Source organism: Priestia koreensis (assembly GCF_022646885.1).
Taxonomy (GTDB): domain Bacteria; phylum Bacillota; class Bacilli; order Bacillales; family Bacillaceae_H; genus Bacillus_AG; species Bacillus_AG koreensis_A.
Genome location: NZ_CP061868.1, coordinates 923,634 through 944,763 on the forward strand (window position 1 = coordinate 923,634; position 21,130 = coordinate 944,763).

At 36.2% G+C, this 21,130-nt stretch carries 19 protein-coding genes; all 19 read left to right on the forward strand.

All coding sequences use genetic code 11. The annotated features are described in order from the left end of the window. Positions 1 to 229: 229 nt before the first annotated feature. Positions 230 to 2,062 carry a polysaccharide biosynthesis protein gene (locus IE339_RS04575; protein WP_242173957.1) on the forward strand — a complete coding sequence of 611 codons (1,833 nt, stop codon included), beginning with the start codon at positions 230 to 232 and terminating at the stop codon, positions 2,060 to 2,062. Positions 2,063 to 2,074: 12 nt separating this feature from the next. Beyond that, the gene (locus tag IE339_RS04580; RefSeq protein WP_242173959.1) at positions 2,075 to 3,517 is read left to right on the forward strand and encodes a lipopolysaccharide biosynthesis protein; all 1,443 of its coding nucleotides are present in this window, start codon (positions 2,075 to 2,077) and stop codon (positions 3,515 to 3,517) included. A gap of 20 nt (positions 3,518 to 3,537) precedes the next feature. Further along, positions 3,538 to 4,593 carry an ATP-grasp domain-containing protein gene (locus IE339_RS04585; protein WP_242173961.1) on the forward strand — a complete coding sequence of 352 codons (1,056 nt, stop codon included), beginning with the start codon at positions 3,538 to 3,540 and terminating at the stop codon, positions 4,591 to 4,593. Positions 4,594 to 4,618: 25 nt separating this feature from the next. After that, positions 4,619 to 5,593 (forward strand): N(5)-(carboxyethyl)ornithine synthase, encoded by a 975-nt coding sequence (locus IE339_RS04590; protein ID WP_242173962.1) that lies wholly within the window; start codon positions 4,619 to 4,621, stop codon positions 5,591 to 5,593. Between the two features lie 169 nt (positions 5,594 to 5,762). Beyond that, positions 5,763 to 6,827 (forward strand): O-antigen ligase family protein, encoded by a 1,065-nt coding sequence (locus IE339_RS04595; protein WP_242173964.1) that lies wholly within the window; start codon positions 5,763 to 5,765, stop codon positions 6,825 to 6,827. A gap of 1 nt (position 6,828) precedes the next feature. After that, positions 6,829 to 7,929, forward strand: coding sequence for a glycosyltransferase (locus IE339_RS04600; RefSeq protein WP_242173966.1), 1,101 nt, complete (start codon positions 6,829 to 6,831; stop codon positions 7,927 to 7,929). A 14-nt stretch (positions 7,930 to 7,943) separates the two neighbouring features. After that, complete coding sequence (locus tag IE339_RS04605) at positions 7,944 to 8,948, forward strand: NAD-dependent epimerase (protein ID WP_242173967.1); 1,005 nt, start codon at positions 7,944 to 7,946, stop codon at positions 8,946 to 8,948. Positions 8,949 to 8,951: 3 nt separating this feature from the next. After that, a complete protein-coding gene (locus tag IE339_RS04610) occupies positions 8,952 to 10,232 on the forward strand; it encodes a nucleotide sugar dehydrogenase (RefSeq protein ID WP_242173969.1) in 1,281 nt (426 codons plus the stop codon). 1 nt (position 10,233) lies between these two features. Further along, a complete protein-coding gene (locus tag IE339_RS04615; protein ID WP_242173971.1) occupies positions 10,234 to 11,415 on the forward strand; it encodes a glycosyltransferase family 4 protein in 1,182 nt (393 codons plus the stop codon). A 43-nt stretch (positions 11,416 to 11,458) separates the two neighbouring features. Further along, positions 11,459 to 12,004, forward strand: coding sequence for a sugar transferase (locus tag IE339_RS04620; protein WP_242176112.1), 546 nt, complete (start codon positions 11,459 to 11,461; stop codon positions 12,002 to 12,004). A gap of 11 nt (positions 12,005 to 12,015) precedes the next feature. Next, positions 12,016 to 12,651 (forward strand): acetyltransferase, encoded by a 636-nt coding sequence (locus IE339_RS04625; RefSeq protein WP_242173974.1) that lies wholly within the window; start codon positions 12,016 to 12,018, stop codon positions 12,649 to 12,651. Continuing rightward, positions 12,648 to 13,790, forward strand: a complete 1,143-nt coding sequence (locus IE339_RS04630; RefSeq protein WP_242173976.1) for an aminotransferase class I/II-fold pyridoxal phosphate-dependent enzyme — start codon at positions 12,648 to 12,650, stop codon at positions 13,788 to 13,790. Before IE339_RS04625 ends, IE339_RS04630 begins: the two co-directional genes overlap by 4 nt. 149 nt (positions 13,791 to 13,939) lie before the next feature. Then, on the forward strand, positions 13,940 to 14,074 hold the full coding sequence (locus IE339_RS24650; protein WP_277933945.1) for a hypothetical protein: 135 nt from the start codon (positions 13,940 to 13,942) through the stop codon (positions 14,072 to 14,074). Between the two features lie 208 nt (positions 14,075 to 14,282). Then, positions 14,283 to 15,026 (forward strand): YveK family protein, encoded by a 744-nt coding sequence (locus IE339_RS04635; protein WP_242173978.1) that lies wholly within the window; start codon positions 14,283 to 14,285, stop codon positions 15,024 to 15,026. A 31-nt stretch (positions 15,027 to 15,057) separates the two neighbouring features. Continuing rightward, on the forward strand, positions 15,058 to 15,726 hold the full coding sequence (locus tag IE339_RS04640) for a CpsD/CapB family tyrosine-protein kinase (protein WP_242176113.1): 669 nt from the start codon (positions 15,058 to 15,060) through the stop codon (positions 15,724 to 15,726). A 19-nt stretch (positions 15,727 to 15,745) separates the two neighbouring features. Next, positions 15,746 to 16,552, forward strand: a complete 807-nt coding sequence (locus IE339_RS04645; RefSeq protein WP_242173980.1) for a hypothetical protein — start codon at positions 15,746 to 15,748, stop codon at positions 16,550 to 16,552. 79 nt (positions 16,553 to 16,631) lie between these two features. Then, positions 16,632 to 18,884, forward strand: a complete 2,253-nt coding sequence (locus IE339_RS04650; RefSeq protein WP_242173982.1) for an S-layer homology domain-containing protein — start codon at positions 16,632 to 16,634, stop codon at positions 18,882 to 18,884. 89 nt (positions 18,885 to 18,973) lie between these two features. After that, complete coding sequence (locus IE339_RS04655) at positions 18,974 to 19,453, forward strand: hypothetical protein (RefSeq protein ID WP_242173983.1); 480 nt, start codon at positions 18,974 to 18,976, stop codon at positions 19,451 to 19,453. A 311-nt stretch (positions 19,454 to 19,764) separates the two neighbouring features. Further along, positions 19,765 to 21,084: a UDP-glucose dehydrogenase family protein gene (locus IE339_RS04660; RefSeq protein ID WP_242173985.1), complete on the forward strand. Its 1,320-nt coding sequence runs from the start codon at positions 19,765 to 19,767 to the stop codon at positions 21,082 to 21,084. Positions 21,085 to 21,130: the final 46 nt, after the last annotated feature.

The following is a 21,130-nucleotide window of genomic DNA, read 5'->3' on the forward strand; positions in this document are numbered from 1 at the left end:
TGTGAGGAGGGGTTAAATGCCCTAAGTGGAAGATAAAAAAATCTCCCGCAGTTTTTGGGAAATTCTGTGGGAGTTTTAAATAACGATCTACAAGAGCGTTATTGAGGGATAACTCTTTTGTAGATCGCTATTGCCTACATAAATACCTATATAGAAAAATATCAGCACTAGAAAAAGCATGAAAACTCACGTAAAGAAGACCATATTAGAAATAGAAAGGTGATCGATTTTGACCTATAAAGCGAGGTTTTCGTTACTTATTTTCTTGGATTCACTTATCGTTTTGGGTTCTGTGTATGCAAGTTATTTCATGTTGTACCCGTATTTCAAAATCTTTACTGCGGAGACTATTTTTATTAGTTCCATCACCTTGTTTGTCACTCACCATATCTTTGCTAACTCCTTTCATCTTTATAAAAAGGCTTGGGAGTACGCAAGTATTGGAGAATTAAGAGCCATCTTTAAATCCGTTTCTTTTTCTACTGTAGTTACAGCTACAGTGCAGCTGATTGTTTTCCAAGATATTTACTTTAGGACTTTATTTATTACATGGTTACTGCACATTATATTTATCGGCGGTTCTCGCTATTCTTGGAGGATTTTAAGAGATTCTTATCAAAAAAAGGTGTCAAGAATTCACTATAAGCGAACGTTAATTATCGGTGCTGGCGCAGCTGGGACCATGATCGCGAGACAACTAAAAGGAAATCGTGAAAAAGACCTGTATCCAGTAGCGTTTATTGATGATGATAAAAAGAAGCACAAGCTAGAGATCATGGGTTTACCAGTTCTCGGTGGAAAAGAATGTATTGAAGAAGCTGTCTCAAGATTTGCGATTGAACATATCATTATTGCCATTCCGTCACTCAAGACAGGTCAACTACAAGACATCTATATTGAGTGTGAGAAAACGGAAGCAAAGACGCAAATTATGCCAAAACTTGAAGACATTATGACGGGAAAAGTGTCTGTCAATCAGTTTAAGGACGTACAGGTAGAAGATTTACTTGGTAGAGACCCAGTAGAGTTAGATACTGAGGGAATATCTGACACGATTACTGGTAAGGTTGTGCTTGTTACAGGAGCAGGAGGATCAATTGGATCAGAAATTTGCAGGCAAATATGCAAATTCTCGCCAAGAACCTTAGTCCTGCTTGGTCACGGGGAAAATAGTATTTACGCAATCGATATGGAACTAAACAATGAATACAAAGATCAAATTGAAATTATTCCGATCATCGCTGACATTCAGGACCGCGACCGCATTTTTGAAGTGATGGAGACGTATCAACCTGAAGTCGTATACCATGCGGCGGCTCATAAGCATGTGCCATTAATGGAATACAATCCAAAAGAGGCAGTTAAAAATAACATATTTGGTACTAAAAACGTAGCTGAAGCAGCAGACACATTTAGTGTAGGAACGTTCGTCCTTATTTCTTCTGACAAAGCCGTTAATCCAACTAACGTGATGGGGGCGACAAAGCGTTTTGCAGAAATGCTGATTCAACAATTAGACAAGCATAGCCAAACAAGATTTGTCGCAGTTCGTTTTGGAAACGTTCTCGGAAGCCGAGGGAGCGTGATCCCATTATTCAAAAAGCAAATTCAAGCGGGTGGTCCCATAACGGTTACGCACCCAGATATGACAAGATATTTTATGACCATTCCTGAAGCATCACGTTTGGTAATTCAGGCAGGGGCATTGGCTCAAGGTGGAGAGATCTTTGTGTTGGATATGGGAGAACCAGTGAAGATTGTTGACTTGGCTACTAATTTAATTAAACTATCGGGTTATTCAGTTGATGATATTGGTGTGGAGTTCAGTGGAATTAGACCTGGGGAGAAGATGTTTGAGGAGTTGTTGGGGGAGGGCGAAATTAATAATGAGCAAGTATTTCCTAAGATATATATTGGGAATTCAATAGATTTTAACGAAAAGCTAGTGAAAGATTTTTTAGACAGCGATCACAGCGCTAATAATCTAAAACAAAATTTATTTAATACTATTAACAAAAGTAATAACTACAATAGGCAATTAGGTATGGCCATTCCAAAATAGATGGAGTAAATTATGCTTTTAAAACATTCGGGTATTTATTTACTAAGCAGAATAATTCCTGCGGTTATAAATTTTATTGCAATAGCTTACTATACGAGATTTTTAAGTACTAGTCATTATGGTGAATATTCATTATATATGGTAACTATAGGAATATTAAATGTTTTAATTTTTGAGTGGCTAAGATCATCATTACTGCGCTTTTATAGCAATTATAATGAGGAAAAAAAAATAACATTTATGTCAACCATATTTTGTATATATGGTAGTTTAATAACCTTAATTATTATTCTTAGCTTAATAGTTTATCTGTTAAATAAAACATCAGATATTAGAACGTGGTCTATAGGAACACTATTACTTATATTAATAGCTTGGTTTGAGTTAAATATTAGTATATTAAGAGCAGAATTAAATCCTCTAAGGTCAGGGATGTTGCTCATAGTTAAATCAATTCTTACTCTAATAATTAGTGTAATACTTTTAAAGAACGGATTGGGTATCAACTCTATATTCATTGCAACTTGTGCGGGGATTTTAATATCTAGTATATACTTGAGTTTCAAAAAGTGGATAAATATGGTTTGTTTTAAAAAGGTAGATTGGAAGTTGGCTAAAAAGCTTCTTATATATGGATTACCTATTACTCTGGCACTTTCTGTAGGAATTATCATACAGACTAGTGATAGATATTTAATAAAACTATTAGGTAGTTCTGAAGACGTGGGAATATATTCTGTAGGTTATGACTTAGCTAACAATACTATATATGTATTAATGTCTGCTATTAGTAGTGCGGCTTTTCCATTAGCCGTAAATGCTTTAAATATTATAGGAATACAAGAAGCAGAAAGAAAAGTTGAAAATAATATTAAACTATTTGCCATCATATCTATTCCTGCAACTGTAGGTTTAATATGTATTTCTAACAATCTCAGTTACGTATTATTAGGAAAAGATTTTCAAGAATATGCTAAATATGTAATTCAACTTATTTCTGTTGCGGCCCTCTTGCATGGGTTAAAAAGCTTTTGTATTGATGTTGCATTTCAACTTGGAAATAAACCTAAATTGTACATAATACCAAATGTGTGTGCAGTAATATTAAATTTGGTATTAAACTTAATATTAATTCCGCCATTGGGAATATACGGTTCATGTATAGCATCAATATTATCTTACTTGGTAGCACTGTTAATTAGTTGGAATTTAGGTAAGAAAGTATTTAAGATAATTATCGATTTAAAAGTGTGGAAAGAGGTAATTTTAGCTTCTATAATAATGAGTTTTTTCATTATTATAGTTCCTGACATTAATATATTAACACTAGTGTCAAAATTAATAATTGGCGTAATTTCCTATGGAGTATCGCTTTTAATATTTAATACTTTAGATTTAAGAAGCAAAATAAATTCAAGTAAGAAAAGATTCTCTCTATATAGAAAAAACTCTTAAAAGTATAAGGAGATAACAATATGTTAATAGGAATAATATCCTCACCAGAAAGAGATAAAATCCCTATCATATTAGCGTTAGAAGAATGTCAAGTTGAGTATGTTTTTTTAGACATTTTTGATTCTGAGTGGATTAGTAAGTTCAATGACACGAAATGTGATGGATATTTATTATTTCCTCCAGCAATAACAAGCTTGTGGAGAGATATTTTTTACAAAAGGATAACTTTAATAAAAAACCTATTAGACTCTAAATGTGTACCAACAGTGGATGAAATTCTGTACTATGAGTCAAAAATTCTAATGTCTGACTTTTATAAAATAAATAATATTCCACATGTCAATTCTGTTACTTTTTTTAATTTTAGAGATGCATGGCAATATGTTAAGAATACTAGTCTTCCTAAAGTCATTAAATCAGATGGTGGTAGTGGTGGTATTGGTGTCAAAATAATTAAAAGTAAGTTAGGTATTTCAATAAATATCTTGAAATCCTTTTTTTGGGGTAATTTTAAATTTAAATTTGATTTTACGAACATAAATAACGTAAAGAAAATGTTTAAAAGAATTTTATATCCTTTACATTTATTTCAAAGTACAGGTTACATGTATTTCCCTCCAAAAGATATTAATAAGGGATATATACACATACAAGATTCGGTTAATATAAAAACGGAATGGAGAATAGTAAAGATAGGAACCTCTTATTTTGGTCATCAAAAGCTGAAAGGAAGCAATGGTATGCATAGTGGATCTCACAAAGTGGGATGGATTCAACCTCCTTTTAAAGTGCTAGATTTAGTCAAAAATATTAGTTGTAAATTGAAAATTACATCTATGGCATTTGATATTTTTGAAACTGAAAATGGGGAATTTTTAGTTAATGAAATGCAAACAATATTTGGAGCATTTGCCCCGAGCCAAATGTATATAGATGGGATACCAGGGCGATATGTCTTTAAAAAAGGTGAATGGAATTTTGAAGAAGGGGAATTTTGTAAATTTAAATGTAATTCGTTAAGAATAGAGCATCTAGTAAGAATGCTAAATGAACCGTTACTTTTTGAGGCTAAATAATAAATTATAGATAAGGAGTTTTTTTATGAAGGAAATGGGATTTTTAATTAGTCTAAAGGAAAATGAAAAAAGAAGGGCATTGTTACCATCGGATATTAATTATATAAAAAATAAACATATGCTGTTTTTTGAAAGAGGTTATGGAGAAGTATTAGGTATATCAGACAATGAATATATAAAAAAAGGAGTGAATGTAGTCACCAGAGAGAAAATATACGAAAAAGATATTATTTGCTGTCTTAAAACTCCAGAAAAGTTTGAATACAAATACTTTAGTGAAGGACAAACTTTATTTGGATGGATCCATGCTGTTCAGGGAGTAGAAATCACAAACTTTTTAGTAGAAAAGAAGATGACTGCATATGCATGGGAAGATATGTTTGAAAAAGGTAGACATATTTTCTATAAAAATAATGAAATTGCGGGAGAAGCATCAGTATGGCACGCATTGCTACATAAAGGAAGTATGATGAAAAACCTAAATGTAGCAGTTCTTGGGCAGGGTAATACTGCTAGAGGCGCAATTAGATTATTAGAGAAGCTTGGGCATAATGTTACTATATATAATAGGAACACCCTAAGTGTTTTTAAGGAAAAAATCAACAAATATGACATAGTTGTGAATGCAGTTTTATGGGATGTATTTTTAGAGGACAGAATTATATACAAAGATGATTTAAAAAAGATGCGTAAAAATTCTCTTATTATAGACATAAGTTGTAACGATCGAATGGAAATTGAAACTGCTTATCCAACTCCTTTAAGTAATCCAATGTATTTGGAAGGTGATGTTTGGCACTATACTGCTGATCATACTCCTTCCCTTTTTTGGATGGATGCTAGTGAGTCAATTAGCAACAAAGTAAAATTGTATATAGATCCACTGGTAGAAAACACTCAAAATGATGTTTTAGAAGCAGCTGAAATATTAAGATGCGGTAAAATAATGGATAAAAGAATTATAAAGTTTCAAGAGCGGTTCATTAAATCTTTAGTGTGAGAAGTGATTTGCTTTGAATAACATATTAAAAATAATTATATTAACTACTTTGTTACTAGGACCATATACAACGCTAATAATTGCAAATATAAACGTTACTTTTAGTGATGTAACATTGATAATTGCTTTTTTCATATGTGTAATTAAAGTACTTAGTGTGGATAAACTTATGGACAACATTGATAAAGAGATGATATTTTTGTACCTATTTTTTGTGGGGGCAACTTTAGCATTGATTAATTCACACTTTTTAAAAGATTCCATCACTATTATTTTGCAGTATGCCTTTGCTATTTTTGTACAATATAGTGTTCTGAGAGTGTTTTTTAAATATAATTATCATAGCGATTATAAGCTAAAAGTAGAAACGTTGCTGAAAATGTATACAGTTTCTTTTTTTATTGCCTGTTTAGTAGGAATTGCAATATATTTAGGTTTGTTTCCACATAGTGATATGTATTATTCTGGTAATGGGAGACTTAACTCTATAAGAGGAAACGCTAACAGTTTAGCAAAATACATAGTAATTAGCCTCCCACTTATTCTGGCGTATTTTGACTATAAGAAAAATAATGTTCTTCTATGTGTGGTATTATTTACAGCGGTCGTCAATTTAATATTGACTGCTTCGTTTGGAGGCTTACTATATACTGGTTTAGTAATAATTTATTATTATTTGTTGAAAATAATTTACACTCCTTCAAAATCCACTGGCAAACAATTGCTTGTATTTCTTTGTTTCGCCTTAATCTGTGTAAGTTACATTTATGTTAATCCACCTGAGGTTGTTGCAGAAAGAATATTGTCAATAAATGATGTATCCCAAGCTGGTAGCTATAATTTGAAAGTAGCACTGATGAAAGAATCCTTAGAAATGAATTCTATAAGTAGTTTGTTAGTAGGTATAGGCCCTGGTTCATATCCTTATGTAAGTATTTATGGAACAAATGTACATAACTTGTACTTATTAATAATGTCAGAATTTGGATTTTTGAGTTTGTTAGGTTTTTTATTATTCTTGTTTAGTGTCTATATTAAAAGCTTGAAGAATCTAAAGATAGTAGACAAAAATTTTAAAATTGTAATTATTGGTTTAAACAGCTCTCTTTTAGCTTTTTGTATGACATTAACTACTAATACTCATACCTATACTAGGAGCCTTTGGTTTTTCGTAGTAGCCTTGTGGGTGATTAATAAATCAATTAATGAGAAATCTTTAGGAAAGAGAATGTAATATGAAGACAAAAATTTTACATTTAATTGTGGGTTTAAAGACTGGTGGAGCTGAGAGGATGCTTCAAAAACTAGTCCTCAATATGAATAATGGTGCATTTGAACAAAAAATTATTACTCTAACTTCTTTAGGACCTATAGGTGTAGAACTTAGAAAAAAAGGTTTTGAGATTTTTGAGCTAAATATGAGAAAAGATATTCTTTCCCTTTTTAAAGTGTACGGTGAAATAAAGAATATAATTGGTGTGTACACGCCTGATGTAGTAGTTCCTTGGATGTATCACTCTATCTTTTTGACGGTTGTTTTCAAAAGAATATTCTCTAAAGATACTCGTTTTATCTGGAATATTAGACATACTATTTATGATTTGAAACACGAAAAAATAATTACGACAAATATAATAAAATTTTTAATTAAACATTCAACAATTCCACAAGCAATTATTTATAATTCGGAAGAAAGCAGAAAATCGCATGAAAAATTAGGATATCATAAAAGTAATGGAAAAGTGCTTTTAAATGGATTTGATTCCCAGATTTTTAAACCTACACCCTATTTGATAAATAGTGAATATTTTGTAATAGGTATTGTCGCAAGGTACCACCCTTTAAAAGATTATCCAACCTTTCTAGAGGCTGCTTCTATCTTTGTGAAAAAAAATCTGAAAACTAGATTTGTCATGGTAGGGAGAGGTGTAGATAGGTGTAATACTGAGTTAATGGATCTTATTAAAAAATATAATCTAGAGAACCATGTAGATTTAAGGGGAGAAAGAAAAGATATTGAAAGGATTATAACGAACTTCAATGTCTTTACTCTTAGTTCATATTCAGAATCTTTTCCAAATGTATTGGGGGAGGCTATGCTTTGTGGGGTACCATGCGTTTCAACTGACGTGGGAATGGCCTCAGATATAGTTAGCAGCTACGGATTAATAGTTGATAAGCAAGAACCTTTTCAGATAGCAGATGCATGGGAGAAATTGATGAATTTAGATATAGCTTCTTTGAAAGCGCTTAAGGTAGGAGCAAGAGAACATATTATTGAAAATTACTCCATACAAAAAATTGCAAAAGAATATGAAAGAATTTTATTAGACTAAAGGATGTTACCAATATGAAAATACTAATAACAGGAACAGCAGGATTTATAGGCTCACACTTATCCAAACGTTTATTAAAAGAAGGTTATCACGTTATAGGAATTGACAACATAAACGATTATTACGATCCAAAACTAAAGAACGATCGCTTAGAATGGATTAATCATGAGAACTTAACGTTCATTAAAGCGTCTCTTGAAGACCGACAGAAAATAAATGAAATCTTTATAGAATACAAACCAAATGTTGTTATTAATTTAGCAGCTCAAGCAGGGGTGCGATATAGTCTTGAGAATCCCCATGCTTACATAGATTCAAATATAGTTGGGTTTACAAATATATTAGAAGCTTGTCGACATAACAAAGTCGAACAACTAATTTATGCATCATCTAGCTCTGTATATGGGGCTAATACCTCATTACCTTTCTCGGTACATGATAACGTTGATCATCCAATAAGTTTATATGCAGCTACTAAAAAAGCGAACGAACTGATGGCTCATACATACAGTCACTTGTATGGATTGCCAACAACAGGTCTTCGCTTTTTTACTGTTTACGGACCATGGGGAAGACCAGACATGGCTTTGTTTTTATTTACAAAAGCTATCTTAAATGGCGAGCCAATTAAGATATTTAATAATGGAAATATGATGAGAGACTTTACTTTCGTAGATGATATTGTAGAAAGTATTTATCGATTGGTGTTAAGAAAACCGGAGCCGAATATGAGTTGGAGTGGAAATGAACCAGATCCAGGAACGAGTTATGCACCATACAAAGTTTATAATATAGGAAACAACAGTCCTGTCATGTTAATGGATTTTGTAAGTGCAATTGAAGAGAAGTTAGTAATTAAGGCTAAAAAGGAATTTTTACCACTTCAAGCAGGAGATGTTCCTGAAACGTATGCTAACGTGGACGATTTAATTAGAGACATTGGTTTTAAACCTCAAACATCTATCAAAGACGGTATTAGTCAATTTATCAATTGGTATAAAGAATATTACGGGGTGTGAAAAATGGATAGAAATATTGCAGTAGTTGGTTTGGGTTATGTAGGACTTCCAGTAGCAGTAGCATTTGGGAAAAAGCGAAACATTATTGGTTTTGATATTAATGAACACAGAATTCAAACGTTAAATGAGGGAATGGATTATACTAATGAAGTAGAATCGAGTGATCTACAAGTTGCCGACGTTTATTATACAAATGACACTAATCAGCTAAAGAAAGCTGATTTTTTTATTGTGGCTGTGCCAACGCCTATTAACGAGAGTAATCAACCAAATTTAATTCCGTTAGTAAAAGCTTCTGAAACAGTAGGATCAGCCTTGAAGAAGGGTGATATTGTCGTTTATGAATCCACTGTATATCCTGGGACAACAGAAGAGGTTTGCGTTCCAGTGCTGGAAAGAACTTCAGGATTAGTCTGTGGGAAAGACTTTTTTGTGGGGTACTCTCCTGAGCGCATTAATCCAGGAGACAAAGAGCATACGTTTACAACTATAACAAAGGTTGTTTCTGGACAGACAGAAGAAGTACTAGAAGTAGTTGCCTGTGTTTATGGTTCGGTTGTAGAAGCAGGAGTTTATCGTGCAAGTTCCATTAAGGTAGCTGAAGCTGCGAAAGTAATTGAAAATACGCAACGTGATTTAAATATTGCTTTAATGAACGAGCTAGCTTTAATATTCGATCGGTTAAATATTGATACAGATGAGGTGCTTAAAGCTGCAGGCACAAAGTGGAACTTTTTAAACTTTTCTCCTGGACTAGTAGGTGGTCATTGCATTGGCGTTGATCCTTACTATTTAACTCATAAAGCAGAGGCAGTAGGATATTTTCCGCAAGTAATTCTGGCAGGAAGACGTATTAACGATAACATGAGTAAGTTTGTAGCAACTTCCTTAGTTAAGCAGATGATTCATAAGAATATGCCTATTCAAGGAGCTAGGGTTACCGTACTCGGATTAACATTTAAAGAAAATGTTCCGGACCTTCGCAATTCAAAAGTGATAGATATTATTCGGGAGCTAGAAGATTTTGGGGTTGATGTTCAGGTTTGTGATCCAGTAGCTGAGCCAGTTGATGCATTTAAAGAATACGGAATTGAGCTGGTTCCATATGAGCGATTAAAGCCAGCGGAAGCAGTAGTATTTGCTGTTGCCCATGATGAATATGTTGAGAAGGGTTGGAGTCAGTTCAGTGAATTATTGAAACACGGAAAAGGAATTGTAGTAGATATTAAGAGTAAATTAGAGCGAGAATTGTGTCCTGATAATATTGTGCTTTGGAGATTGTAAGATGAAAAAAATTCTTCAAGTGTGTGCAATTGATTTAAGTGTACATGCTTTGCTGAAGCCGTTAATTAAAGAATCAATGGAACAAGGTTATATTGTTCATAATGCCTGCACTGATACAGGAAGATTCGATGAATTGAGAGCTGAAGGACTAACAATGATTAATATTCCAATTGAGCGAAGAATCAGTCCTGTTTCAAATATTAAATCAATTTTTAAATTATATAAATTAATGAAGAAAGAGAAGTATGATATTGTACACGTTCATACTCCTATTGCAGCTATTTTAGGAAGAATAGCTGCCAAAATGGCAAGAGTCAACCAAATAGTTTATACGGCTCATGGTTTTTATTTTCACGAAGATATGTCTAAATTTCAATACAAGTTATTCTACTTTATTGAAAAATTTGGTGCTAAATATCTAACCGATTGGTTACTGCTTCAAAGTCATGAAGACTATATTCTATCTGTAGAACAGAACTTTTTAAGAAAAAATAAAATTCTACATTTAAGTAATGGAGTTGATATTAAAAATAACTTTAATCCGTTACTAATGGATGTAGTGGAACAGAACACCTTAAAGAGCGAATACAACATTAGTACAGATGATGTTGTATTTATGTTTATTGGTAGGATGGTAAAAGAAAAAGGCATATTTGAGCTTTTAGAAGCATTTAAGGATCTAAGCACTAAATATCACAATATAAAACTGTTGCTTGTAGGAAGTTTATTAACAAGCGAACGTGATCAAGAGAGCTATACAAAATTTAGAGAATTATTGTCTGATCCTAATGTAATTCAATTAGGTTTCAGAAAAGACATCCGAGATTTACTTTCTATATCAAGTGTGTTTGTTTTACCATCTTATCGAGAGGGATTACCACGCTCTATTATTGAAGCTATGGCCATGGAAAAACCTATAATTGCCACGGATATTAGAGGATGTAGAGAAGAAGTATGGCATGGTGAAAATGGCTTTCTTGTAAAAAAGCAATCAGTTAAAGAGTTAGCTGACAAAATGGAATGGTTGATTATAAATAAGGAAGAAAGAATTCGATTTGGCAGAAAAAGCCGCGAAATCGTAGAGAATTTATTTGATGAAGAAAAGGTCATTTCTAAACAAATTAACCTTTTTAAAGATATAACTAAAAGTGGAGGAATGATATCAGTTGAAAAGAACGCTTGATTTCGCTGTTGCTTTTATTCTTGTAATATTACTGAGCATTCCTATGATAGTGTTAAGCATACTGGTAACAAAAAAATTAGGGGCTCCCTTTTTGTTTAAACAAGAGCGGCCAGGAATAAATGGTCGTTCTTTCTATTTGTATAAGTTTAGAACAATGAATGATAAGAGAGATTCTTTTGGGGATTTACTACCGGATTCTGTTCGCCTCACTCCATTCGGACAGACATTACGTAAATACAGCTTAGATGAACTACCTCAACTATTTAATGTATTAAAAGGAGATATCAGCTTAGTAGGTCCTAGGCCGTTATTAATGGACTATTTAGGGTTATACACTCCTGAACAAGCGAGGCGTCATCTTGTCAGACCAGGAATTACAGGTTGGGCACAAGTAAACGGACGAAATGCTATTTCGTGGGAAGAGAAATTTAAGTTAGATGTTTGGTATGTAGATAATCAGTCTTTGTGGCTTGATGTTAAAATTCTTATGATGACCGTATTAAAGGTTCTGAAATCAGAAGGAATCAGCCAACAAGGACATGCAACTATAGAAAAATTCTCAGGGAAGAAAAATGATACGGCAATGTGAGTGTGAAGAAAATGAAGAGAGTCTACTTAATTGGTCAAGGTGGTCACAGCAAAGTTATTAAGGATATTATTGAAGCACAAAATGTGTATAAAATAGCTGGATATTTAGACGATAAGTTTTCATCATTGAAAGAGGAGCATGGTAGCATATTTGCTCCTCTTTCATATGTGAAAGAACTCCAATCTCATGATGCTTTTTTTATTGTTTCAATTGGCGATAATCGTGTACGAAAGAAGATTGTAGAACGTATAGCGCTACCTGTTGAGAAATACGCAGTTGCCATTCATCCAAGTGCAGTTATCAGTCCAAGTGCTCAAATTGGGCATGGTACGGTCATTATGGCTAAGGCAGTGTTAAATGCTAGTACAATAATAGAGGATCACGTAATTGTAAATACAGCTTCTGTTATTGAACATGACAGCTTTATTGAGAAATTCTCGCATGTATCGCCTGGAGCTATTTTAACTGGGAATGTTACGTGTCGTGAAGGTGTTCACATAGGAGCGGGTTCTAGTGTTATTCCTAATATTGTGATTGGTCAATGGAGTGTTGTAGGAGCAGGGGCTAGTGTTATTAGAGATGTAGACCAAGAGGATACAGTAGTTGGAGTGCCAGCAAAATCAATCAAAGGTCGTGTTGGAAAATGAATCAAGTTGTGACAGAAAAGAAAAGAATTTATCTGTCTTCCCCTCATATGAGCGGAAATGAATCGAAATATATAAACGAAGCATTTCATACAAATTGGATTGCACCACTAGGGCCTAATGTAGATGAGTTTGAAAAGGAATTGGCTTCTTACGTAGGAACTAGAGATGCAGCTGCTTTAAGTTCTGGTACTGCCGCTATTCATTTAGCATTGCTTTTATTAGGTATAGAAAAAGGTGACACCGTTTTTTGTTCTTCCTTAACCTTTGTAGCAAGTGCTAATCCAATTTTATATCAAGGAGCAGAGCCAGTATTTATTGATTCAGAGCCTGATACGTGGAACATGTCACCGCAAGCGCTTGAACGTGCGTTAGCTGATGCTAAAAAAAGTAACCGAATTCCTAAAGCGGTTATTGTGGTAAATCTATATGGTCAAAGTGCAAAAATGGATGAGATTGTAAACATTTGCGATCAATATCAGGTTCCTATTATCGAAGATGCAGCGGAATCATTGGGGTCAAGCTATAAAGGGAAGAAAAGTGGAACACTAGGATATTTTGGAGTCTATTCTTTCAATGGTAATAAAATTATTACCACTTCAGGTGGAGGCGCGTTAGTTTCTAATGATGAAGAGTCGCTTAAAAAAGCAAGGTTTTTAGCTACCCAGGCTCGTGATCCGGCACTTCATTATCAACATAGTACAGTGGGTTTTAATTATCGCATGAGTAACATATTAGCTGGTATAGGTCGTGCACAATTAGAAGTGCTAGACGATCGAGTTGCTGCTAGAAGAGCTGTGTTTTCTAAGTATGAAGAGTCTCTTAGAAGTCATGAGGCAATCACTTTTATGCCTGAATTGGAACAGACTATGTCTAATCGCTGGCTCACAACGTTAACGGTTAAATTTGAAAAAAAGATGAAAATCATTGATAATTTAAATAGACAGAATATTGAATCTCGACCTGTGTGGAAGCCACTACATTTGCAACCAGTATTTAAAGGGTGCACGTATTATCCTCATAAAGAAAATATCTGTGTTTCAAGTAATTTATTTTACAGAGGGTTGTGCTTACCATCAGGTTCTAATTTAAGCAATGAGGATCAGGATTTTGTTATTAGTAAGATTAAAGAGGTTTTATAAAGAGAAATTAAGACTATATGGTCTAATGAATGACGCATGAGAAAGTTCTGTTGAATAAAATAATTTGTTCATAAGGTTTCCCCACCACAAACTCTGGGAAAAACAAACTAACAATCAAAATGACTAACAATATGAAGGAGAATCAGGATATGAAGACAACATCGAATATGGACTTGTTGGAGATTCTTGAAAAGGTTCGTGACGAAGGACAGAAGCACCAAAGTATAGATGTGAAGGGATTTATTGAGACGATTTCAGCTGACTTGTCAAAGTTGCTGAAATAGGAGTTTTGTTGATTTCTAGAGTTTATTGGTGGATGAGTAGATGGATATGCGGCTGCAAATAGAGTAGAGGCTAGGTAACAAGTACCTAAGTTCTACTCTATTTGCTTTTTTTGTTTAGTTCACTCTAAAAATAGTAAAAAATAACTAGAAATACTAAAAAATGTAATCTATAATGGTGTTATCTTTAATTGGAGGTCATCATAGACACATGGAAGAAACGATTAGTTTACGAGAGTTGTTTCACACATTAAAAAAGCGTCTTTGGTTAATTGTATTAATTATGGTCGTGGCGGCGACTGCGAGCAGCGTGATCAGCTTTTTCGTGCTTACTCCGATTTATCAGTCTTCCGCTCAAATTCTAGTAAATCAGGCGAAATCAGAGAAAGACCTGTACAATACGGGTGAGATTCAGACGAATATTCAGCTTATTAATACGTACAGCGTCATTATTAGGAGTCCAAAGATTCTTAATAAGGTAAAAGAAGAACTGAACTTTCCGGGAACGGTCGGTGAGTTGCAAAACAAAATTGCGGTTGCAAGTGAGAAAGATTCACAAATTATTGCGCTTACTGTAGAAGATCCGAACCCTTCGATGGCGATGAAGGTTGCCAATAAAACGGCAGAGGTGTTTCAACGAGATATTCCGAGCATTATGAGCGTGGATAACGTTACGATCTTATCCAAAGCAACGCTTGGGGAAAAGCCATCTCCCATTAAGCCAAAGCCACTGTTAAACATTGCGATTGCATCTGTAGTAGGAATGATGATAGGGGTTGGACTTGCATTCTTATTAGAGTATTTAGATAACACGATTAAGTCCGAACAGGATGTTGAACAAGTTTTAGGATTACCTGTCATGGGGGTCATCTCAATCATTGATGACGAAACGTCCAAAGAGACGATGTCCAATTCGATTGATACGGTTGTAAGGAGGGATTCGGTCGGTGTTTAAAACGTCACGCAAACAAAAGCGAAGCGGAAATATGAGAAGTTTGATTTCTCATATGCGACCAAAGTCATCAATTTCAGAGCAGTACAGGACGATTCGGACAAACATTCAATTCTCAAGCGTTGATCAGGCGATTAAATCAATTCTAGTTACGTCGTCTGTTCAGGCAGAGGGAAAATCCACCACAACGGCAAACTTAGCCATCGTGTTTTCACAGCAAGGAAAGCGCGTACTGTTAGTAGACGGCGATATGCGAAAGCCAACGGTTCATTATACGTTTCAACTCGATAACCGAATCGGGTTAACAAACGTTCTTACGAAGCAAATGAACGCAACTTCTGCGATTCAACGCTCGGCTGTAGAAAACCTAGACATTTTAACAAGTGGTCCCATCCCGCCGAACCCAGCGGAGCTTCTAGGGTCACATGCGATGGAAGAGCTGCTTTCAGAGCTGTATCGCAATTATGACCTCGTGATTTTTGATTCGCCGCCCGTTCTTCCTGTAACCGACGCGCAAATTCTAGCGAATCAGTGTGACGGCGTGATTATGGTGGTGCAGAGCAATCAGTCGGATAAGGAATCAACGCTTAAGGCAAAAGAGCTTCTCATGGGAGCAAAAGGAAAGCTGCTCGGTGTCGTATTGAACCGAAAAGCAAAAGGTGATAGCGGATACTATTACTATTATGGTTCAGAAAATCAGTAAAGGGTAAGGGATGATACTGATGCCAATGATGAAAGAGATTTGGACGCCTTTTAAGATCATGGGCGTTCGTTATTTTAAAGATAAAGACAATAACGTGTACTATAAAAAAGTAGGAAAACGCCATCGACGCCAAACGAGACCGTTTTGGCGTTTTAAGCGTTTATATGCACTCGGGACGCTTCTGGTGGTAGGTGTCTCAGGATATATCGGATATCAATATGTGATTAATCAAGCGTCCAATCAGCTGTTTGCGGAAGTCGAAAAAGAAGTGACGCCTGCTGATATGAATCATTTGTTAAGCAATACGAGCGTTCAAAAGATGCTTGAGGAGCAGGTTGGAAAGGAAAAGGCAGAGAAGATCTTGCGGAATTATGGCATCGCTACTAGTTCAAGTAGTGCTGTGGAAGCAGGTGGAGCAAAGTCTACTTCTGCAACAGCCACAACTGCATCTTCAGCTCCTGCAACTAAAGGAACTGAGCCATCCACGTCAGCACCAAATGCTTCTCAGCCTGTGAAATCAACAGCTGAACCGGCTAAAAATTCACAGAATGTTCCGTCGAAACAAACAACGAAACAAACCGAGCCAAAGACGAAGCCAACGCCATCGTCCTCACTGCGTTTTAAAACGCGTGAAGAAGCAACGCGCTTTGTACTTAGTAAGTTCTCAGCATCTGAAATCAATAAAATTCGTACGCTCATGCAGGGCGGTGTGACGGCTGATGAAAAGGCATATATTAAAAATCTGGTGTTTTCACGATTATCAAAGGCAGAGCTTGATTCCTTAAAAGCATTCAGCGTTATTGAGTTAAGTAACCGTCATAAATAGTAGGGGAAAGAAAAGGTCATTGTTATGGCCTTTTTTTATAGAGATAGCTAGATTCTAATAAAATATAAGAGGTGGAATTGTGAAAAAGTATCCGTTAAGTCAAAAAACATTAGGCGCCATTCTCGCTGCTGCAATGGTATTGAATCCATCAATTTCTAGTGCGGTCGTTAAGTCAGTGTCGGTATCTACTACGAATAGTGTAGATACCGATATTGATCAGTTGGCTAGTCGATTTTATCAGTTTTATAAAACAGCTGATGGGAATGTTATTAGTACCGCTAACGCCACGATTAAAAATCTTACAGATACAATTATTGGCACAAGTGCAACTAGTGTGGGCGCTACGCTTAAATTAGAAGGGGATAAGAAAGCAGCCTTTACAAATTTAATTAAGGCAACAGCTGAATTGACTTATCCCGCGAGTAAATATAGAAGCAATACGGATTTAGCGAATGCTGTTAAAGAATTTAGAATCGCCCAAAGTACAAACTTTAATAAACTCTTTGATCAAGATGGACAAGTCACCGCGGATGAGTTAGTTAGGTTTATGAAAGATATGGAAAGTAATCTTCAACAGGCAATTGTAAATAATGCGTTGAACCTTACGTATGAGCAAATAGTTTCTAGTGCAGTTCGTGAAACAATCAGAAAAGGAAGTTACTCAAATTTAGATGGGAAATTAGGATCGATTGGACTAAGTATTGAAACGCTTTTTAAGTTGCAGGAAAAATTAAATGATAATTATATTGATCCGTCAAAGAACGCTCGATCTACCATGTTAATGAGCGGATTAGAAGTGCAAGGAGCTAGGATTACTTACATTAGCCAAAATCGAGCATTGTCTTTTAACGTTCCTGTTAACGGTGCAATGCAAGATATCGCGATTCTTTTAGACTGGAAAGTGAATGGATCGGATATAAACGGGAGGGTTGTTCCTACTAATTTGACAGGAAGTATAACGGTCGGAGCCTACTTAAAAGATGGAGTAAAAGTAGGGGAAGCGCTTATCGATGTTGGAGGTGGTAATCCAAATCCAAACCCAAATCCAAACCCAAATCCAAACCCAAATCCCGGCCCAAACCCAGATCCGGGCCAAGGACCAGTCGTTATTGATCCACCAGGAGACGGCAACCCTGTGGTGGTAAAAGTAAGTGATTTAGAATCAAATCTAGAAGCGGTTCTTGAGGCACTTAACAAGCTTGATGCAAAGGATTTAGCACAGGTAAGTTTGCAATTGGGTGATAATACAGGTTCTCTTAATTTACCTGTACAGTTTTTGCAAACGATTAGTGGGAAAAACAGTACAGGGGTATTAAATATTGCGACGAGTCAAGCCGCCTATCATTTGCCTGTAAGTGAGCTGAAGTTGTCTGACTTAGCAACCGCACTCGGCATTGACGTGAAAAATTTAGTGATTAATGCTCAGATTACGGAGACGATTGATTCTGATGACGTGTTAAAGAACAATAAGTTATCTTCTGTATCACCACTCATGGATTTTCACCTTTCTGCGAGTGTGGCAACACCATCAACCAGTTTGACCACTGCTGCTTCACGTACGATTGAAATTACTCGTTTTTCTACGTATGTGAGCCGTGATATTATGGGGAAACAAAACTTTGTGCCAAATCGTTCGACCGTTGTTCGCCTAAATAGCGATGGAACGGTATCATCTATTCCTTCTTATTTTAAAGACAATAAGGCTACGTTGTATTCGGTGACAAACTCAGCGTATGCAGTCGTTGAAAACAACTTCACGTTCAAAGACGTTCCGAAGACGAATCGTTTTCAATCAAGCATTGAGAAGTTAGCGAATAAGCTTGTTATTTCTGGCTACAGTGATGGAACGTATCGCTCGACGCAAGACATTACGCGTGCGCAGCTTGCATCGCTTGTGAGCCGTGCTTTTGGGTTAACGGCTTCAAAACCGTATGATGGGCGTTTTTCTGATATAAAAGGGAAGGAATGGTTTGCTAGTGACATCATGGCGGCTGTTGAAGCAGGCGTCATTGTCGGAAAGAAAGATGGCCGTTTTGCAACGCAGGATAAAGTAACGAGAGGAGAAGCAGCGGCAATGCTTCACCGTGCGTTAAAATATGCAAACTATGACAAAGCGAAACTGAAAGAACTTGGACGCAACTTCGAAGACTTAAAAGATGCTAAAACGATTCGTAGCTCGTTTGCTGGAAAGGACATCGAAGCTCTTTATTTGCTAGGTGTGATGAATGGACAGGATACCGGCTATTTTGATGCGAATGGAAAAACAACGAGAGGGCAAATGGCGAAAATGCTAGATGGTGCTCTTCAAGTCGTGAATTTTATCAATAAATAAAAAAAGCTGCCCGAATCATAGTGGTGACTATGATTCGGGCTTCTTACACATGGGTTTTTGGCGATATAAAGAATGCGGAGGGGCAAGAAATGAGTAAAATTGTATTCACAGCCAGTCAAATTGAGCAGTTAGAAGCGAATCCAAACGTAGCAAACGTATCAGATCGTTCCATTACGTATCATCCTCATTTTAAAATTAAGGCTGTAAAAGAAAATATGGAAGGGAAAAGTCCGTTTCGTATTTTTGCGGCAGCTGGATTTGATGTATCGGTTATTGGTGGTGACAAACCAAGTCAGTGTCTTAGACGCTGGCGCAAAGTATATGCAGATCATGGCGTAGAAGGGTTATATACGGACTCGCGAGGAAAAAAAGAATCTCGATTTGACGGACATTCAAACCTTCAGCAGGAGTTAAAGAAAGCAGAAGAACGAATTAAAGAACTTGAAATGGAGCTACTTTATTTTAAAAAGGCTGTTCGTCTGCAAAAAGCGAGATCTCCGAAGCCACCTATTTTATACGAATATGATCGCTCACTTCTTCCGATCCATCCTATCTATCGTAGCCTATAAGAATATGGATAATTAAACCACCTTTTCGTCTCAGGAAGAGGTGGTTTTTTACATTTTTAACACGCCTCTACTATCTTCATCTCCCTTCTTTCCTGATCAAGTCGGTAGATAGAAATGGAATTATTCGTTAATTTAACAGGTAAAAGGATTGAAGTGAAACACTATTTGTTGCCAAAACCTTCGACGTTACAGTATTCTAATCAATAAGTTATGGAACCAAAGGGAAATCATCTCTCTTTAAGAGATTAAAATAAGTCCATTTTGCTGTACATCAGCAAGAGTGAATATGAACAATTGAAGGTGGAGGTTACATGAAAATCTCAGTAGCTGGAACTGGTTATGTAGGTCTTGTAACAGGCGTCTGCTTAGCAGAGCATGGTCATACGGTTACATGTGTAGATATTGATGAGAGAAAAGTAGCGCTGATGGAATCGGGCGTGTCACCGATTTATGAACCAGGGTTAGAAGAGTTGATGAAGAAAAATAAGGATCGTTTGCATTTTACGACAAACTACCAGCAAGCTTATCGAGATGCAGACGTTATTTTCATTGGTGTGGGAACGCCTGAAAAGAAGGACGGATCTGCCAATCTTACGTCTGTCTATCAAGTGGCTGAGCAAATTGCAGAGAGCGTTGAGAATGATTGTGTCGTCGTCATAAAATCAACCGTACCGATTGGAACGAACGACAAAATTGAATCGTTCATTGAGGCAAGCTTACAGCGAGATGTGAATGTCTATGTCGCATCCAATCCCGAATTTTTATCACAAGGTAGCGCCGTAAAGGATACGCTCAACGCGTCACGTATCGTCATTGGAGTGGAAAATGAGGCAGCGGGTGACGTGTTGCAGACGGTATACAAAGATTTTAAGGCGCCCATCGTCGTCACCAATCGAAAAAGCGCTGAAATGATTAAGTACGCTTCGAATGACTTCTTAGCATTAAAAATTTCCTTCATTAACGAAATTGCGAACCTTTGCGAAATCATTGGTGCTGATATTGAAGACGTGGCAAAGGGAATGGGCTTTGATAAGCGGATCGGAGACCAATTTTTAAAAGCGGGGATCGGCTACGGAGGCTCGTGTTTTCCAAAAGATACGAAGGCTCTACACTGGCTTGCGAACTTTCATGATTACGAACTGAAAACGGTCAAAGCGGCCATTGATGTCAATGAAAATCAAAAGCTGAAGCTCCTAAAGAAATCGCGCAAGTATTATGATCGTTTAACAGGCTTAAATGTGGCTGTGCTAGGGTTGACGTTCAAGCCTGGAACAGATGATTTGCGCGAAGCACCAACGCTTGTGAACATTCCCTTAATGATTGAAGACGGCGCAAACGTAAGGGCATGGGACCCGGTTGGAATGGAGAACTTTAAAAAGGTTCATCCAGAAGGAGTGACCTACTGTTCCTCAATTGAAGAAGCCCTACAAGAAGCAGATATCTGTTTTATTTTCACCGAGTGGGAGGAGATTAAGGCTACTTCCCTCGACAAGTACCGGACCTTAATGAGACGTCCGATTGTAATAGATGGGCGCAACTGCTATCGCTTAGCCGATGCGGACAAAGCGGGCATTCTGTATGATTCTATTGGACGCGAGACGATTTCACAAACTGAAACGTCATTTGTATAGATCCTCTAAACAAAAATCCGGGAGAAGGAATTGTCCTTCTCCCGGA

Excerpts from the sequence above, each read along its gene's own strand:
- IE339_RS04620 (WP_242176112.1), top strand. The coding sequence starts at position 11,459 with ATGATAGTGTTAAGCATACTGGTAACAAAAAAATTAGGGGCTCCCTTT.
- IE339_RS04590 (WP_242173962.1), top strand. The coding sequence starts at position 4,619 with ATGAAGGAAATGGGATTTTTAATTAGTCTAAAGGAAAATGAAAAAAGA.
- IE339_RS04630 (WP_242173976.1), top strand. The coding sequence starts at position 12,648 with ATGAATCAAGTTGTGACAGAAAAGAAAAGAATTTATCTGTCTTCCCCT.
- IE339_RS04580 (WP_242173959.1), top strand. The coding sequence starts at position 2,075 with ATGCTTTTAAAACATTCGGGTATTTATTTACTAAGCAGAATAATTCCT.
- IE339_RS04585 (WP_242173961.1), top strand. The coding sequence starts at position 3,538 with ATGTTAATAGGAATAATATCCTCACCAGAAAGAGATAAAATCCCTATC.
- IE339_RS04625 (WP_242173974.1), top strand. The coding sequence starts at position 12,016 with ATGAAGAGAGTCTACTTAATTGGTCAAGGTGGTCACAGCAAAGTTATT.
- IE339_RS04615 (WP_242173971.1), top strand. The coding sequence starts at position 10,234 with ATGAAAAAAATTCTTCAAGTGTGTGCAATTGATTTAAGTGTACATGCT.
- IE339_RS04600 (WP_242173966.1), top strand. The coding sequence starts at position 6,829 with ATGAAGACAAAAATTTTACATTTAATTGTGGGTTTAAAGACTGGTGGA.
- IE339_RS04610 (WP_242173969.1), top strand. The coding sequence starts at position 8,952 with ATGGATAGAAATATTGCAGTAGTTGGTTTGGGTTATGTAGGACTTCCA.
- IE339_RS04595 (WP_242173964.1), top strand. The coding sequence starts at position 5,763 with ATGGACAACATTGATAAAGAGATGATATTTTTGTACCTATTTTTTGTG.
- IE339_RS04660 (WP_242173985.1), top strand. The coding sequence starts at position 19,765 with ATGAAAATCTCAGTAGCTGGAACTGGTTATGTAGGTCTTGTAACAGGC.
- IE339_RS04640 (WP_242176113.1), top strand. The coding sequence starts at position 15,058 with ATGAGAAGTTTGATTTCTCATATGCGACCAAAGTCATCAATTTCAGAG.
- IE339_RS04635 (WP_242173978.1), top strand. The coding sequence starts at position 14,283 with ATGGAAGAAACGATTAGTTTACGAGAGTTGTTTCACACATTAAAAAAG.
- IE339_RS04645 (WP_242173980.1), top strand. The coding sequence starts at position 15,746 with ATGCCAATGATGAAAGAGATTTGGACGCCTTTTAAGATCATGGGCGTT.
- IE339_RS04605 (WP_242173967.1), top strand. The coding sequence starts at position 7,944 with ATGAAAATACTAATAACAGGAACAGCAGGATTTATAGGCTCACACTTA.
- IE339_RS04655 (WP_242173983.1), top strand. The coding sequence starts at position 18,974 with ATGAGTAAAATTGTATTCACAGCCAGTCAAATTGAGCAGTTAGAAGCG.
- IE339_RS24650 (WP_277933945.1), top strand. The coding sequence starts at position 13,940 with ATGAAGACAACATCGAATATGGACTTGTTGGAGATTCTTGAAAAGGTT.